Origin of the sequence: Brevibacillus brevis, assembly GCF_001039275.2 — a bacterium.
Lineage (GTDB): Bacteria > Bacillota > Bacilli > Brevibacillales > Brevibacillaceae > Brevibacillus > Brevibacillus brevis_C.
Genome location: NZ_CP030117.1, coordinates 3,450,328 through 3,464,051, shown reverse-complemented (window position 1 = coordinate 3,464,051; position 13,724 = coordinate 3,450,328). Strand labels below are relative to the sequence as shown.

21 protein-coding genes are annotated in these 13,724 nt (G+C 45.2%); 11 read left to right on the top strand and 10 right to left on the bottom strand.

The annotated features are described in order from the left end of the window. Window positions 1-3: 3 nt before the first annotated feature. From AB432_RS16565 to AB432_RS16555, 3 genes are read left to right on the top strand one after another with little or no spacing between them, the layout of a single operon-like run. Entirely contained in the window at window positions 4-1,119 is a 1,116-nt protein-coding gene (locus AB432_RS16565; RefSeq protein WP_048033217.1) for a DgaE family pyridoxal phosphate-dependent ammonia lyase, read from the top strand. A gap of 5 nt (window positions 1,120-1,124) precedes the next feature. Then, entirely contained in the window at window positions 1,125-1,847 is a 723-nt protein-coding gene (locus tag AB432_RS16560; protein ID WP_048033216.1) for a KDGP aldolase, read from the top strand. A 34-nt stretch (window positions 1,848-1,881) separates the two neighbouring features. Beyond that, window positions 1,882-2,139, top strand: coding sequence for an HPr family phosphocarrier protein (locus tag AB432_RS16555; protein WP_048033215.1), 258 nt, complete (start codon window positions 1,882-1,884; stop codon window positions 2,137-2,139). A 67-nt stretch (window positions 2,140-2,206) separates the two neighbouring features. On the opposite strand, the gene AB432_RS16550 is transcribed toward AB432_RS16555, so the two are convergent. From AB432_RS16550 to AB432_RS16530, 5 genes are all read right to left on the bottom strand, one after another. Beyond that, complete coding sequence (locus AB432_RS16550; RefSeq protein ID WP_048033214.1) at window positions 2,207-2,893, bottom strand: DUF4386 domain-containing protein; 687 nt, start codon at window positions 2,891-2,893, stop codon at window positions 2,207-2,209. Between the two features lie 308 nt (window positions 2,894-3,201). Beyond that, complete coding sequence (locus tag AB432_RS16545) at window positions 3,202-3,546, bottom strand: YkgJ family cysteine cluster protein (protein WP_048033213.1); 345 nt, start codon at window positions 3,544-3,546, stop codon at window positions 3,202-3,204. 167 nt (window positions 3,547-3,713) lie between these two features. After that, the gene (locus AB432_RS16540; RefSeq protein ID WP_048033212.1) at window positions 3,714-4,262 is read right to left on the bottom strand and encodes a GNAT family N-acetyltransferase; all 549 of its coding nucleotides are present in this window, start codon (window positions 4,260-4,262) and stop codon (window positions 3,714-3,716) included. A gap of 80 nt (window positions 4,263-4,342) precedes the next feature. Then, a complete protein-coding gene (locus AB432_RS16535) occupies window positions 4,343-4,834 on the bottom strand; it encodes a GNAT family N-acetyltransferase (protein WP_048033211.1) in 492 nt (163 codons plus the stop codon). Window positions 4,835-5,007: 173 nt separating this feature from the next. Next, the gene (locus tag AB432_RS16530; protein ID WP_048033210.1) at window positions 5,008-5,682 is read right to left on the bottom strand and encodes an O-methyltransferase; all 675 of its coding nucleotides are present in this window, start codon (window positions 5,680-5,682) and stop codon (window positions 5,008-5,010) included. Between the two features lie 615 nt (window positions 5,683-6,297). Here AB432_RS16530 and AB432_RS16525 point away from each other — a divergent pair. Further along, the gene (locus AB432_RS16525) at window positions 6,298-6,750 is read left to right on the top strand and encodes a YhcN/YlaJ family sporulation lipoprotein (RefSeq protein WP_048033209.1); all 453 of its coding nucleotides are present in this window, start codon (window positions 6,298-6,300) and stop codon (window positions 6,748-6,750) included. Between the two features lie 136 nt (window positions 6,751-6,886). Here AB432_RS16525 and AB432_RS16520 read toward each other — a convergent pair whose 3' ends face one another. Next, a complete protein-coding gene (locus AB432_RS16520; RefSeq protein WP_048033208.1) occupies window positions 6,887-7,123 on the bottom strand; it encodes a hypothetical protein in 237 nt (78 codons plus the stop codon). A 178-nt stretch (window positions 7,124-7,301) separates the two neighbouring features. On the opposite strand from AB432_RS16520, the gene AB432_RS16515 reads away from it, so the two are divergent. Beyond that, window positions 7,302-8,276 (top strand): bile acid:sodium symporter family protein, encoded by a 975-nt coding sequence (locus AB432_RS16515; protein WP_048033207.1) that lies wholly within the window; start codon window positions 7,302-7,304, stop codon window positions 8,274-8,276. Window positions 8,277-8,513: 237 nt separating this feature from the next. After that, window positions 8,514-8,765: a YolD-like family protein gene (locus tag AB432_RS16510; RefSeq protein ID WP_048035860.1), complete on the top strand. Its 252-nt coding sequence runs from the start codon at window positions 8,514-8,516 to the stop codon at window positions 8,763-8,765. 215 nt (window positions 8,766-8,980) lie between these two features. Here the strand turns inward: AB432_RS16510 and AB432_RS16505 are convergent, their stop codons facing one another. Then, window positions 8,981-9,214: a hypothetical protein gene (locus AB432_RS16505; protein WP_048033206.1), complete on the bottom strand. Its 234-nt coding sequence runs from the start codon at window positions 9,212-9,214 to the stop codon at window positions 8,981-8,983. A 175-nt stretch (window positions 9,215-9,389) separates the two neighbouring features. Between AB432_RS16505 and AB432_RS16500 the strand changes: the two genes are divergently transcribed. Continuing rightward, window positions 9,390-9,950: a GNAT family N-acetyltransferase gene (locus AB432_RS16500; protein ID WP_048033205.1), complete on the top strand. Its 561-nt coding sequence runs from the start codon at window positions 9,390-9,392 to the stop codon at window positions 9,948-9,950. Then, window positions 9,947-10,999, top strand: coding sequence for a P1 family peptidase (locus AB432_RS16495; RefSeq protein WP_048033204.1), 1,053 nt, complete (start codon window positions 9,947-9,949; stop codon window positions 10,997-10,999). Before AB432_RS16500 ends, AB432_RS16495 begins: the two co-directional genes overlap by 4 nt. Window positions 11,000-11,060: 61 nt before the next feature. On the opposite strand, the gene AB432_RS16490 is transcribed toward AB432_RS16495, so the two are convergent. Both AB432_RS16490 and AB432_RS16485 read right to left on the bottom strand, forming a co-directional pair. Continuing rightward, window positions 11,061-11,246: a hypothetical protein gene (locus AB432_RS16490; protein WP_082195948.1), complete on the bottom strand. Its 186-nt coding sequence runs from the start codon at window positions 11,244-11,246 to the stop codon at window positions 11,061-11,063. Window positions 11,247-11,318: 72 nt separating this feature from the next. Then, on the bottom strand, window positions 11,319-12,326 hold the full coding sequence (locus tag AB432_RS16485) for a glycerophosphodiester phosphodiesterase family protein (RefSeq protein WP_048033203.1): 1,008 nt from the start codon (window positions 12,324-12,326) through the stop codon (window positions 11,319-11,321). A 165-nt stretch (window positions 12,327-12,491) separates the two neighbouring features. On the opposite strand from AB432_RS16485, the gene AB432_RS16480 reads away from it, so the two are divergent. Then, window positions 12,492-12,737, top strand: a complete 246-nt coding sequence (locus AB432_RS16480) for a hypothetical protein (protein WP_048033202.1) — start codon at window positions 12,492-12,494, stop codon at window positions 12,735-12,737. A gap of 19 nt (window positions 12,738-12,756) precedes the next feature. Then, window positions 12,757-13,107: a DUF952 domain-containing protein gene (locus AB432_RS16475; RefSeq protein ID WP_048033201.1), complete on the top strand. Its 351-nt coding sequence runs from the start codon at window positions 12,757-12,759 to the stop codon at window positions 13,105-13,107. 4 nt (window positions 13,108-13,111) lie between these two features. On the opposite strand, the gene AB432_RS16470 is transcribed toward AB432_RS16475, so the two are convergent. Beyond that, entirely contained in the window at window positions 13,112-13,327 is a 216-nt protein-coding gene (locus AB432_RS16470) for a hypothetical protein (protein ID WP_048033200.1), read from the bottom strand. 124 nt (window positions 13,328-13,451) lie between these two features. On the opposite strand from AB432_RS16470, the gene tlp reads away from it, so the two are divergent. Next, window positions 13,452-13,670 carry a small acid-soluble spore protein Tlp gene (gene tlp / locus AB432_RS16465; RefSeq protein ID WP_048033199.1) on the top strand — a complete coding sequence of 73 codons (219 nt, stop codon included), beginning with the start codon at window positions 13,452-13,454 and terminating at the stop codon, window positions 13,668-13,670. Window positions 13,671-13,724: the final 54 nt, after the last annotated feature.

Genomic DNA, 13,724 nt, shown 5'->3' with positions numbered 1-13,724 from the left:
ACCATGGGAATCTATCAGCAGCTAGGGTTGAAGCAAATCATTAATGCAAGCGGTAAGATGACGGCACTGGGTGCAAGTGCCGTCCATCCTTCTATTGCACAGGCCATGGGAGAAGCCGCCATGGATTATGTAGAAATCAGCGAGCTGATGATTGTGGCAGGTCGTCATATCGCAGAGGCGACCGGAGCAGAAGACGGTTGTCCTACCTCGGGAGCAGCTGCAGGCATTGCCATTAGTGTAGCGGCAGTCATAGCTGGTTGCCAGTTGGGTTTGATCGAGCGGCTTCCTTTTTCCGAAGGGTTGAATAACAAGATCATCATCCAAAAAGGACACGCGGTTCACTTCGGCGCTTCCGTACAACAGATGATTGCACTGGGCGGTGGGAAAGTCGTAGAGGTCGGGCATGCCAATCACGTAGAAGCAGACCATTTGCGAGAAGCCATTGATGATCAGACAGCAGCACTGCTTTTTGTCAAATCTCACCACGCGATTCAAAAAGGGATGCAGTCGTTAGACGCAATGCTTCAACTTGGTAGGGAGTTTGGAATTCCGGTAATAGTCGATGCAGCGGCGGAAGAAGATCTTCGGCGCTATATAGCGATGGGTGCCGATCTGGTCATCTACAGTGGCGGAAAAGCAATCGGTGGACCAACGTCTGGGTTTATCACAGGTCGTGCCGATCTGGTTGCCGCATGTCGCGCGCAATATAAAGGTGTCGGTCGTGCCATGAAGGTAGGAAAGGAAGCGATTGCGGGTTTACTTGCAGCACTTGGACAGTACGACCCTGAAAAACAAAATGTTCTCGAGCAGCGCAGACGAGTGGAGTGGCTGGCAGGGGAACTGAACTGCTTGTCCGGTGTGAAAGCAGTGATCGTACAGGATGAGGCAGGCCGGGCGATTTATCGTGTGCAAATTCAGCTTGACGAACGAGTGACGGGAATGACGGCTCGGGAGCTTACACGCCAACTGGAGCAAGGAAATCCAGCTATTTTTACCCGCAACCATTATGTGAATACGGGAGTGATTGCCTTTGATCCACGACCGTTTCACGAGGGACAAGAGCACATCATCGCAGCGCGAATGAAGGAACTGCTGCAAAAACAGGGTGAAGGAGAATAACAAACGTGGGCACACCAAAAATTCGTTTAAACGTTTTGGCAAGGGATGTAGAAAACGCAAAACAAATATGTTCCGTGGCTGATGGCCGCGCTCTGATCGGGATCTTGGTCAAAGGATTTGCGTCCGTAGAAGCAGCAATAAGCGCTGTTGAACAATATCAGCAAGCAGGTGTTCCAGTGTCCGTAGGGCTGGGCGCAGGTGATCCTACTCAATGGAAAAAGGTCGCAGAAGTCGCGGTGCAGACCCAACCGGATCACGTCAATCAGGTATTTCCGGCAGCAGGTTATACGCTCGGGGGGCTACAGGCAGTCGGCAACACACATACCATCGTGAATGCATTGATTGCCCCCGGTGGACAATCAGGAAAGGTTCAAATCACTACGGGACCAATGAGCAACAAAGTGTCTGAATGGCTCTCTTGCGATGCAGCCGCCGCGATGCTGGCGGAGATTGGCGTACACTCCGTCAAATTTTATCCGGTAGATGGGCTGGAAAGGCTGAATGAAATCAAGGCGATGGCAGAAGCAGCCGTACGTTACGGAATTCCTGTTTTTGAGCCGACTGGCGGGATCGATGCAGCTTCGATTCGCCCGATTGTGGAGGTATGCCTCGCCGCAGGTGCAAAGCAGGTCATTCCGCACATTTATACATCGATCGTCGACAAGGAAACGGGATTGACTCGTTTGGATCAAGTAGAGGAACTGCTGACTGCTATAGAAGGCCTGTAGTTATTTTACGTGAAAGGGACAGGAGGTGAATCAAATGAGAGAGAGACAGGTCATCGTCCAGTTAACACAGGGATTACATGCGCGTCCGGCTACTTTGTTTGTGAAAGTGGCAGCTTCCTTTTCCAGTGAAATCGGATTGAACAAGGATGAGAAGAAGGTAAATGCCAAGAGTATTATCGGCGTCATGTCCCTCGCTGTTTCAAAAGGACAATCGGTTGTCTTGACTGCGGATGGTGCGGACGCGGAACAGGCGTTGGATGCGTTGGAGCGCGTTTTGGTAAGTGTGGAGTAAAGGGATGCGTGAATGCGTGTAAAAGAAAAGGGATGTCTCCAGTGAAAAGTCAGGAGACATCCCTTTCTCAATCCTGTTTCGTTGGGTTGAATCCTTTCATGATTAGCCATATAGCCAAAACCAATTGTTGAAAGGCTATTGGAATGTTCAACATCATGTAGACTGTATCCAGACCGATGAAGCGAATCATAAATAACAAGCTCGCCAATATAGACAATGTAGACCCAATAAGACCCCAGACTGACAAGCATCGTGGAACTAGCTTTGTTTGGTAAAATAGGTAGGTAAACAAGAACAGAGCCAAAACAAATGCCAGAGTCGTTGCCACATGGTTGACCAGATCACGTCCTTCTCGTAACAATCCACCCAGGGTCTGAAAATACGATACATGCAAATCTCCAACTTTTGCAAATTCATGACTTACGGTTAATAGCAAGAGAAGAGTGATGACACCAAGAATAATGAACACACCCGCAATGATGCCAAAAGCAACAGATCCAAGGGCTAAACCTTTGTTATGCATACTTAGAATGGGATACAACAAAATAGGAATACCTACATAGGAAACAATCATGAACAACTGGAAAAATGCTCCTCGTAGTACCTGGTTTTCATTTATAGAAGCCTTGACAAGGTATTCGGCTCCATCTATAACAGGAACAACACTTAATATACCTGAAACCAAACCGGCTATTAGCAACACCCCAGTTATTACAGCTGACCTTCTCCCTGCATTTGTACTCTTCCTCAGCATAAAATAGCCTCCTTATAATACCATCCCTTTGCGGATGTATGTGGGACGTGCAAATGAAGAGGTCAAAGAAGGAGCGATGATGACATTTCCTCTTTAACGATCAATCCGGCCGTGGAAAATTTCACCCCCCAGTTTTATTTTATTGCTTATCATCATATTGTAAGACTTTTTCGATGGACTTTTCGGAAAATACGCACGAAGCATAAAGCGAACTCCAACCATACCCCAAATTAAAAGTCAGGCAAACTGATCATGAGGTACGTGAGCGTAAAAAGAAAACAAAACCGCATATCCCTCAGCTCCTTTCTTTAAAAATGCTTCCATGTAAAATCAATACTCAAATACCCAATATGCGTCTCCTTGAAGGTCAGCGTTTCCTTCTTCGCCAATTCCGGTTTGCGAAAACAGACAAGGTCCTTGTGATACCCAAAAGCGCGACACACTTCCGGTCGAACGCTATGAATACCACACTGATCTTTTTGCATGTCGTAGAAGATACAAGTCCCAAACAATCTCGGTTGATTTTTCAGATCGTCACGGAGTTTATTCGGAAGCGCTTTCATTTTCTTGTGTATCATTTTATATTCCTTCTCTGTTATAGGTACAGGACCACAGCACAATCCTTTACAGCCTTGGCAAGGCAATGTATTCATATCATCTACAACCTTTCGTCATGTAATCTTTGCTGGAAAGAACAAAAAAGATGATCCTCGCTGATAAAGGAGATCATCTTAAGAACTACCGCGTTTAATTGTACTGCACTTTTATTATAGCACATGTAGGAAGATTTTGACGAATGCTTTTGAAAAGAATGGCTTGTTTATTTCGTCAAAACATACAACCACTCGCCGTTGCAGTCCTCGTCGTCCCCAGTCAGGCCGTCTAAGACACGTTCAAACGAGAAGCCGAGCTTCTCAATGATGCGCAGCGATGCTTTATTGTCTGGGTGTGCTTTTGCGTACAAGCGATCCAATCCGATTACATCAAATGCGTACGAAGTAAGAGCGGAGGCAGCTTCAAAAGCGTAGCCGTTCCCCCAATAATCCCGTCCGATTAAATAATAGAGCTCTTTTTCCGGAGCCAGAAAATCGAGAACACCCACACCACACCAGCCAATGAACCTGCCAGTAGCCTTTTCGCGTATGGCCACTGAATATTTAAAAGGCTGGTCAAAAGGGGTGTCATAACTGCTTCGTAGCCAGTGAAATAAGCGTTTGTAGTTTTCCAGAGGCATAACGTCCATAGGCAGGTAGGTAAATAACTCTGGGTTTTGCATGAGTTCAAAAGATTCCATTAAATCATCCTCTGAGTAGGGACGAATGATAAGGCGTTCGGTTTCTAAGTGCAAGGTAGATATCGTTGTTTGCATGCAGGTTGTCCTTTCCATTTAAAAAATGATTTCTTCTGCATAAGAAAGAAGAGAAGCGCTCACGGTAAGCGCTTCTGACCTCATGTGTGTTTGATCAGAATGAGTTCTTCCACTTCTTCGCCTCGTGCTTCCGAAAATGCTCGATCGACACCGAAAGGCTGAAAACCGTTTTTTTCTAGCACACGAATGGATGCGAGGTTGTCATGGGCGACACGCGCATATACAGGACGTGTTCGGAGTTCCTCTAAAAAGAGAGTAAGTGCATTTGTCGCGATTCCTTTACCCCAAAAGCTTTTGTCAATCCAGTATCCAATCGTAGGCAAGCCTAACAGCTCAAAGCACGAAACATTACCGACAACCTGCCCATTCATGACAATGGCTCTTTTCACAATCGATTCATTGTTCAAAATTCTTGTCCAATGAGCGGTGAATCCGTCTCTATCTTCAGGGTCCTTGACAGTAAAGGCTGCCATCTTATGAGCAGATTTGTCCAATTGCTGGTTGAAAAATATAGGGAGATCTGCCTCAGTTACTTCTCGTAAATCGAGGGTCCGATAACGCAATGGCTCCACGGAAAAGCACCTCCAAAAAATACAGGCTATTCTCTCTTCACCAACACTTTGATAATCAGCGATAGTACCGCGAGAACCAAAATGACATTAGCGATGAGCATAAAGCTAGGTAAACCGAGCCTAAACAAGATGTACACACTCCTACTCGTTACAACCTTTGAAAGTGAAAAAGACTAGTTCTCCCCGGTGACTAGCATGATCGCAAAGCCATCATAGCCCTTGCTGCCAACTGTCTGTACAACGGTTCCACTGACACGTTGCTCTTCAGCTACTAAATCGGTGAATTGACGTACACCGACAATATTGGGATCCGTGCTTGTTTCGTCCACGACTTGACCACTTCGTACAACATTATCCGTGATAATCACAGTACCTTTGCGAGAGAGCTTCAATGCCCATTGGAAATAGTCGGGGTTTCCTTTTTTATCTGCATCGATAAAAATAAAATCAAAAGGACCCTGATTTTCTTTGTGAAGTTGGATGAGAGAATCAAGGGCAAGTCCAACCTTCACTTCCACGATCTGATCCAGTCCTGCGCGGGCAATGTTCGATTGTGCAACTTCCGCATGCTTTGGATCATATTCGAGAGTAATGAGACGACCGTCAGCAGGGAGTGCGCGGGCTAGCCAGATGGTACTGTATCCACCCAGAGTGCCAATTTCCAAAATCGAACGAGCGCCTTGGATCCGTGCTAACAGATGAAGAAATTTACCTTGATTGGGTGCTACATCAATAGCTGGAAGACCTGCAGCTGCGTTCTCTTGAAGAACTGTGTCTAAAACGGAATCGGCTTCCAGTAATTTATCCGTAAAATAGTGATCGACCGCTGTCCATTGCTCTCTATTCATGTACTCAACTCCTCAAGATTTTACAGGGATATCATAACACGATTAGAAACTTCTGGCTGGCTTTTTTGTAGCATGTAACACATTTCAACAGAAGATTTCAATGGTCGATCAAGCTTTATAGGTAATATTTTCACCTGTTACCATTATTTTCGCATAGCGTAAACGATGAGTTTTCATGATAATAGAAAAGTAATCCAAGCTAGCTAGTATAATCCAATCTTGGGGATTCTATTCCACGCGTTCGACTAAATGATGCAGTCAAAGTCGGCGCCATTTTTTTATTCCATCTATAGGTAAATGTACCTATTATTGATCGTTGTCAACAGAAAACAAGTCCTATATGATTGTATCATTCACGTATGACATATGCGTACTACCCCGTACGCCCCAACCACTTTTTGCTGGTTGGGATTTTTTTTTGTTCCATTTTATATCCAGTCATCTCCTATCGCGTTTCGATGCGGTTTTTTATATCCTTGTACTTAGGACTCGAAACGTTCTTGGGGTCCGCGGTGACTCAAATTATGCAGAGGAGTCACCGCTTTTTTTCTTTACATACTTCCTCCGTTCAAGGTCAAGCTAGTAACAGGTGATTTTGGTCAGGAGGTGTTTTGTGTGCGCGCAACTTTCGTGGTGCTGACACTAGCTTTTGCTTTGACCGTAACAGGGTGTTCGAAGCAATCTGGTACAGAAACGAAGCAAAAAGCGGAACCGGAACCGTTATGCATGCCTGTTCCCGTCAGACATTATCAGTGGGAAGAGCGAGCGAGATCGATTACAGCGAGCGTGAAGGGCATAGACAAAATAGTGGTTATGCAAATCGATAAAGAGCTTGATGTGGCTATTCAAGTGACGAATTTTAATCGGTTCAAGCTGGAATCGATTCAAAAAGAAGTCGGAAAGAAATTAAAAGAGGCCTTCCCAGATGCCAATATTCATGTGACAGCTGACAAGCGATTGATAAAAGATTTGCAAAAGCTGAGTGAAGAACGGTGGCCAACCGATGTAAAAGAGGCATGCCAGAAGAAGAAATCTCTAAAGGCAATTGAAAAGAAAATGAAGGGCTAGCGGATTTTCCAAACCTCACACACTACATGGGTAGGGTGAGGTTTTTGCTGTCTATTTTGACAGAATGATCAAGGTGGAATGAATATTCTGTGATTTCCTGATGAAGAAGAACTCCCTAACCGGGAGTCTATATAGGCTAGTGAAGATCATGATCGTAATGATGCGCGCGCTCTCGATCTCGATGAAGGTCGATGCCGCGTAATTCACCCTTGGCTTTTTCCACAAGGACTTGATAATCTCTTACCACTTCCGTCAAGGTCGTAACCGATTCCTTATAGTCGGGATCATTACAGATTCCATCTATCGCTCGATGGAGGTGATACATCTTATCTTCGGTTTTTCGGATAAATTCTACCCAATCCATTCCGTTCATAAAATACCTCCTTTCCGTCATAGGCTTTACTCCCATACGCGAAAGTATGCAAAGTGAAATTGCAAATAAATGACGTGTATGCAATCTAATAATGAACTTTGGTCTTGTAACAATAATCTGTTCATGATAACATACCTCACATCAATAGCATCAAAGGACGAGACTTGAGGTGTATCAAATGAACGGGTTAGCCAAACTGAATCGATCGCTTGAGAAAATCATGCCCATACTAACGCCGAGTAGTGTTGCCATTGGCGTAATAGCGGGGACACATTTGCAACCGTTTGCTTTTTTGTCTCCTTGGGTGTTTGCTTTCATGACATTTACCGGAAGTCTGGGTTCGGGATTTAAAGAATTTGCAAAGGTACTGACCAGGCCGCTCCCTTTAATCGTCAACTTGTTGATTCTTCATGCACTTATGCCGCTTGTTGCTTGGTCAATGGCACGGTTGTTTTATCCAGACGATATTCACGTCATTACGGGCTTTTTGTTGGCGGCCTTAATTCCCACAGGGATCACGAGCTTCTTATGGTCGTCGATTTATTTCGGAAACATCGCACTCACGCTATCCATTATTTTGTTGGATACGATGCTCTCCCCATTGATAGTTCCGTTGGGGATGTCCTTATTTTTAGGGGCAACAGTCGAGATGGATTTGGCTGAACTGATGAAGGGTTTGTTTTATATGATTGTGTTGCCATCTCTTGTCGGTATGCTGCTCAATCATTTATCAAAAGGGAACGTCAAAAAAACGCTGGCCCCAAAATTAGCGCCATTTTCTAAGATGGGAATGGGTGTTGTCGTAGCAATCAACAGCTCGATGGTCTCGTCTTACTTTCATATGATAGACGCTAAATTGGTGGGAATGGCGGTGCTCGTACTGGTAGTAGCCATTTTGGGTTATTTGATGGGGTGGGGGATCGCAAGGTTGTTCGGATGGGAGCGTGATGTAATCGTCACGTTAACCTTCAACAGTGGGATGCGAAACATTAGTGCAGGGGCAGTTATGGCGATCACGTACTTTCCTGCGCCTGTTGCACTTCCTGTTGTTCTCGGTATGCTTTTTCAACAAATACTCGCTTCTACCTTCGGGAAGTTTTTGGAGCTGGTCGAGAAAAGACCGCAGCATCAACCACAGGAATTATCAAGCTAAAAGCAAGAGCCGTTTTCCAAAACTAATGGGAAAACGGCTTTTTTCTTACAAATTATTACCTAAGAAAGCAATTAGCGCGACTTGGCAGAACAAATGGGGAGACTTTTAGAGGTTCAAATGAAAAAATTGAAAAAAGAGTTGCGAACTTATGTTCGTAATTACTATAATGTAAGTACGAATTCCTGCACAGGTTGAGGATATGGCTATCAAATGTTCGTAAGTAGGCGGGTGAAAAGCGTGGCGAACAGCAGTCTTGAAGTAACGAGCGAAGAAAGAGAGGCATTTATGTACATGCTGCGAGATTCGGCAAGAGAGAATTATCCCTTGAATGTGAGCTGGTGTGTGTCCTTTGAGGGGGAGCGGGGGAATACGAGTAGCATGTGGGGAGTCGTCAAATGGGTTGACCCGAAGGCGAGACGTGTTCAATTAGCAAACCAAACGGGTAGTCAATGGATCGAGATGGAGAAAATTATCAATGTACATGCATAGGTGTGTATAGAAACCTTACGTGAAAGTCGACCGTCGTAAGGCTTCTTTCTTCTTTGCACAAAGAAGGAAGTGTGCATGTCATAAAACCTAACACAAAAACACAGAAAATTCGAAAGTTTGATTGACGTTTGAATTTATTGTGTTAGAATATATTACATAGCATGCATTCTCTCCACTTCCTATTTTGACCCAATCATTGGGTCCTTTTTTTTTGCCTACGTTCTATTGTTCGGATATGGCTTCCCATCCGCTTGAAATAACTTGCTCACCATTTCATAAAGACGACCTGACATGTTAGGAAAAATGAAGGAGTATTCATTCGCTCCTTGATTCAACAAGACGATCGGTGCTTCCACGATGTAGGGGATTTTCATTAGATCGAGCATCTTCTTATATTCCTCTACCTTGGAATGGTCGACCGTATAATAAAATGATTTGGAAAAATTCATGCGAGCACGCTCCTTTCCCATATTGTAGCATATCCATAGTTTGTCGTATAAATGAACATAATAAATATTATGTAAACATCGTCATTCTCTCTCTCCTTATGAAGAGGAAAGATTCACAAAAACTTCTACCTATGATAGAATAAAAGACCAAAATTTTACCAATAGGAGAAAAAGGATGGTAATCAGCCAACGACTACTTTCTGTGAACGGGTTATCTTACGCGATTCGCTCTGCAATGGAAACAGATGCACAACAATTGTCGGAACTGCGCCTGCAAATCGATGGGGAGACTGAAAATTTGGACAGAGAAAGAGGAGAGGCTTTCATCGATGGGCAAGGATTCGAACACATCATCAAAACGGATGCGGAAAGTGCTAGAAATTTGTTTTTAGTGGCGGTTGTACAGGATCGGATTGTCGGGTTCTCCAGATGTGCAGGTGTTTACTTAAACAGATTTGCGCACAAAGTAGAGTTTGGTGTATGCGTTTTGCAAGAGTTCTGGGGTTACGGTATGGGGAAAAATCTCTTGCAGGAATCGATTGCCTGGGCAGACGCCAACCACATTACCAAAATGACGTTGAATGTAATGGAAACGAATGAAAAGGCAATTGAGCTGTACAAACGGTTTGGTTTTGAAATCGAAGGAGTACTCAAAAACGACAAAGTTCTTTCCGATGGCAATTATTACAACGCCATTATTATGGGGAGATTCAAAAATGACAGGAGAGTAACATGACGAGAAAACGAGCGAGAGAATGTGGCGTATTGATTGGGACGGGTACCCCAGGTGCGTATAATGCAATTACGGATGTAAAAGGAGTGCGGGTCGGCCACAAAACGATTCTCAAGGAAGACGTTTGTTCGGGTGTTACGGTGATAATTCCCAACGAAGGACAATTGGAGGGGCAGCATTTCCCTGCTGGTTTTTTCTCCTTTAACGGTACGGGGGAGTTTACGGGAAGTCACTGGATAGAAGAGACCGGTACGCTTGTGACACCGATTGTATTTACGGGAAGCCATCTGCTAGGGCTGGCACATCATCATCTTGCTCGTGCGACGAGAAAAATCGAGGGGCTTGAACCGTTTTCTAATGGAATCGTCGCGGAGACTTGGGATGGTTGGTTGAGTGATCTCGAAAAGACGCAGATTCAGTACGAGGATTTGGAAGAAGCGATTGTGGAGGCGCAAACAGGAAATGTCGAGGAAGGCAATGTGGGTGGGGGTACCGGAATGATCTGCTTCGAATTCAAGGGCGGAATCGGAACCTCTTCACGCATCGTTGAGACTGAATGTGGCACGTTTACTGTCGGGACATTGGTGCAGACGAATTTTGGCAGAAGACAGGATTTAAAAGTGAATGGTATTCCTGTGGGCCAGATGATCTCCGAAAATGAAGTTCCATTGCCGTGGGTAACACCTGAAAATGATGGTTCTTTCTTAGTGACGATTGCGACAGACGCGCCTCTCTTGCCGACACAATGCAAGCGCATTTCCAAGCGAGCGTCACTCGCAATGGCACAGCTCGGCGCAATTGGCGAGGAGGGCAGCGGTGATTTCTTTCTGACCTTCTCCACAGGAAATTGCTATTCATATGGCGATGAGCAAATGAGCACAGTGAAAATGTTTCCGTCCGAACAACTGGATGCACTGTTTGAAGCAGCAATCGAAGCAGTCAAGGAAGCGATTTTGAACTCCATGTTGATGGCGGAAACGATACAAGGCCAGAAAAACAGAACCGTACATGCATTGCCACTGGATCGTTTCGTAGAAATCATGTCTCGTTAAATGAAAAGACTCCGCTAGCGTTAGCGGAGTTTTGTTGTCTGATCACTTGTTAAACAGTTGTTTAACTGCTGAAGAAGCTACGGCTGGAGTGCTTTCTTTTATAATGAGAGCTGCCGTAATGGGAACGTCCGTACCGATTGCTAGAGCTGTATTTTCTGCGATGCTTGTAATCGCTGCTACTGTATTTCCGGTACTTGTGCGAAGATGAGTGATTACCGAGTAAATTTTTCAAAAGCTTCTTAAGCATATCAATCACTCCTAGTTAGGTTGGAAGTCTATTCCGTATAAGTATATACGAATATGTTGGGGAATCGTTTCATTATTTTTCTACGTTTTCGTGAAAGGCTGGACCAATTAGATCAATCCGGTTCGTCCATATTCCCCCAGTAAAGCTTTCTGGAACTCGTTTTAAATCAGTCGGAACATCAAAGCCTTGCGACACATCTCCACTCCCTGCGACTAGGATCACGCGGGTATCTTTTGCCTCCATTCTTGCCATGAAACGATTTGGCCAACCCCAGAGCCATGGGGCAATCTGATCAGGAATATGCAATTGGGTTTGTGCACAGGCTTCTGGTACATATCCGGACCAACCGGTTGCGATGTACGGGATCAGGCAGCTTTTCATAGTCGCCATAGACATCACACGCAGCTGGGGCAGTTGTTGTTTCAATGTCTCGATTGGCTTGTCACCGCCATAAACAGAGAGCTGTGCCAGTCGTTCAGCAGGCAATTTTGCCAAAGCATCCGCTAACGCCTTCCCCTCGAGTGGGTCATTGCTTTTAATATGGATAAGTAGCGAGCGATCAGGGAATGTTTGTAGCACATCATCGAGAGAGGGCATCATGCCAATCCCTTTTCCACGGAAGGGGAAGGTTCTCCCTTCATCCGCTGTATAATGGTAGCCAATGTCAAGCTGTTGTAATTCGGCCAAGGTATAATCTCTCGTGACACCGGTACCGTTTGTCCGACAGTCGAGCCTCCAGTCATGAAACACCGCGAATCGATTGTCTTTCGTCCATTGTACATCGAGCTCGACAACGTCCGCGCCCGCATCAAAAGCCGCCTGCATGGACGGAATCGTATTTTCCAGGTACGGATGCTCCGGTGGATAAATCCGTTCCGCCGTACACGTTTCATTGGTGATGTTCTCCATATGAAAGGTTTGTGCCATCCCGCGATGAGCAAGTAAAAAAGGCTCGCCTTCTGGCTCTTTTGCAAGATAAGAGCTGTTACCCAGAAACAGGAAAGCGACGAAAAGAAGGGGAAGCCAGATGCGTTTTCGCTGGAACCATTTCTTTCGTGGTTGATCTTGTTGTTTTGACATGATGGGATACCGCCCCTTCCTTCAAATACTCTGTTCATTGTAGCAAAACGCAAGGGAGGAAGGTACATCCTTTGGGAGTAGTGCTTGGGGCTTGGCATCATTCGAAAAGACTGGCACAATAGACGGAAGATAAGATGTATCCCATGAAGAGCAAGGGGAGGTTCCATGAAAATAGCTTTACACCAAATCGCTTATCAGATCGGTATGCACCCAACTGAGATGGCGAAGCTTGTCTACGAAGGTGAAGTAACGGGAGAGGTACCTGACCGCAATCCGCAAGCGAAGGATGCCTGGGTGGATTTGCACTCTCTGCGTAACTTCATTCAATGGCGATATGATCAGGGGCGAATGGACCAGATGTTCTATGATAAAGCTATGCGTCACCTGAACAAAGCAATGCCAAAAAAATAATCGAATTCGGAGGAGAAACATGCAAGACTCTATTATTTACTGCATGGTACCAAAAGCATACTGGGAAAAGTGGAAGGACAAGGATCATTACTTACCGCGCGATTACGACCAGGAAGGCTTTATTCACGCGACAAAAGGGGACGAGCTGCTTGAAAAGGTAGCAAACCGTGTCTATGCACAGTTTGACGAGGAGTTGTATGTACTCGTTGTGGATGAAACAAAAACGACTTCGGAAGTCAAATACGAGGCAGCGAAGGATGGGTTGCTTTATCCGCACATCTACGGACCGCTAAATCAAGAGGCGATTGTAGATAGGAAGCAAATGAATCGGATAGACGGTCAGTGGCGTCTGGGAACGTCCATCCGTTAATCTTCTACCAGCTAAACCATTTGAGTAGCGCCATTACTTCTTGGCGCTTGGCCTCAGGTAGCTTGTCGAGTCTGCGCAAGAGAAGATCGATTCGCATGCGCTGTTCCGCTTCGGATTCAGGTACCTTTTGCCCCTTCACCCATTGTCGTTTCAGTCGTACAGGATCGGTATCAGAGATGATCCGAAGCAGCTTTCTTTCCAACAAATCTAAGGAAGCCATAGGTGAAACCCTCTTTTTCGTTTAATCCGTTTCTTCTATTATAACACGGGTACATAAAGAAACCATGATTGGCGCACAATGGTAAAGGTGTTGAATATAACCCTTTGTAGGAGGCGTATCGATTATGGCGAAGCCGGATGACCGTTCTGACAACGCAGAAAAACTTCAACAAATGATTTCCAATACGGAAGAGAACATTCGTGAGTCCGAAGATTATCTGTCGGCTCATGCTGGAGAGATTTCTGCTGAGGAAAAAGCAACCCTCGAAGCGAAAAATCAGCGTCGTGAAGAAAGCATCGAGGGATATCGTGCGGAAATCAAGGATGAATCTTCGCAGGCTTAAGCTTGTTACCGAACGTCTGGCGCCAACTACGCGTCAGACGTTTTTTCATTCTAT

Coding starts and splice junctions, on each gene's coding strand:
- AB432_RS16545 (WP_048033213.1), bottom strand. CDS start 3,546: ATGAATACATTGCCTTGCCAAGGCTGTAAAGGATTGTGCTGTGGTCCT.
- AB432_RS16485 (WP_048033203.1), bottom strand. CDS start 12,326: ATGTCAAAACAACAAGATCAACCACGAAAGAAATGGTTCCAGCGAAAA.
- AB432_RS16500 (WP_048033205.1), top strand. CDS start 9,390: ATGGTAATCAGCCAACGACTACTTTCTGTGAACGGGTTATCTTACGCG.
- AB432_RS16550 (WP_048033214.1), bottom strand. CDS start 2,893: ATGCTGAGGAAGAGTACAAATGCAGGGAGAAGGTCAGCTGTAATAACT.
- AB432_RS16540 (WP_048033212.1), bottom strand. CDS start 4,262: ATGCAAACAACGATATCTACCTTGCACTTAGAAACCGAACGCCTTATC.
- AB432_RS16515 (WP_048033207.1), top strand. CDS start 7,302: ATGAACGGGTTAGCCAAACTGAATCGATCGCTTGAGAAAATCATGCCC.
- AB432_RS16565 (WP_048033217.1), top strand. CDS start 4: ATGGGAATCTATCAGCAGCTAGGGTTGAAGCAAATCATTAATGCAAGC.
- AB432_RS16520 (WP_048033208.1), bottom strand. CDS start 7,123: ATGAACGGAATGGATTGGGTAGAATTTATCCGAAAAACCGAAGATAAG.
- AB432_RS16490 (WP_082195948.1), bottom strand. CDS start 11,246: ATGCTTAAGAAGCTTTTGAAAAATTTACTCGGTAATCACTCATCTTCG.
- AB432_RS16475 (WP_048033201.1), top strand. CDS start 12,757: ATGCAAGACTCTATTATTTACTGCATGGTACCAAAAGCATACTGGGAA.
- AB432_RS16530 (WP_048033210.1), bottom strand. CDS start 5,682: ATGAATAGAGAGCAATGGACAGCGGTCGATCACTATTTTACGGATAAA.
- AB432_RS16470 (WP_048033200.1), bottom strand. CDS start 13,327: ATGGCTTCCTTAGATTTGTTGGAAAGAAAGCTGCTTCGGATCATCTCT.
- AB432_RS16495 (WP_048033204.1), top strand. CDS start 9,947: ATGACGAGAAAACGAGCGAGAGAATGTGGCGTATTGATTGGGACGGGT.
- AB432_RS16505 (WP_048033206.1), bottom strand. CDS start 9,214: ATGAATTTTTCCAAATCATTTTATTATACGGTCGACCATTCCAAGGTA.
- tlp (WP_048033199.1), top strand. CDS start 13,452: ATGGCGAAGCCGGATGACCGTTCTGACAACGCAGAAAAACTTCAACAA.
- AB432_RS16555 (WP_048033215.1), top strand. CDS start 1,882: ATGAGAGAGAGACAGGTCATCGTCCAGTTAACACAGGGATTACATGCG.
- AB432_RS16480 (WP_048033202.1), top strand. CDS start 12,492: ATGAAAATAGCTTTACACCAAATCGCTTATCAGATCGGTATGCACCCA.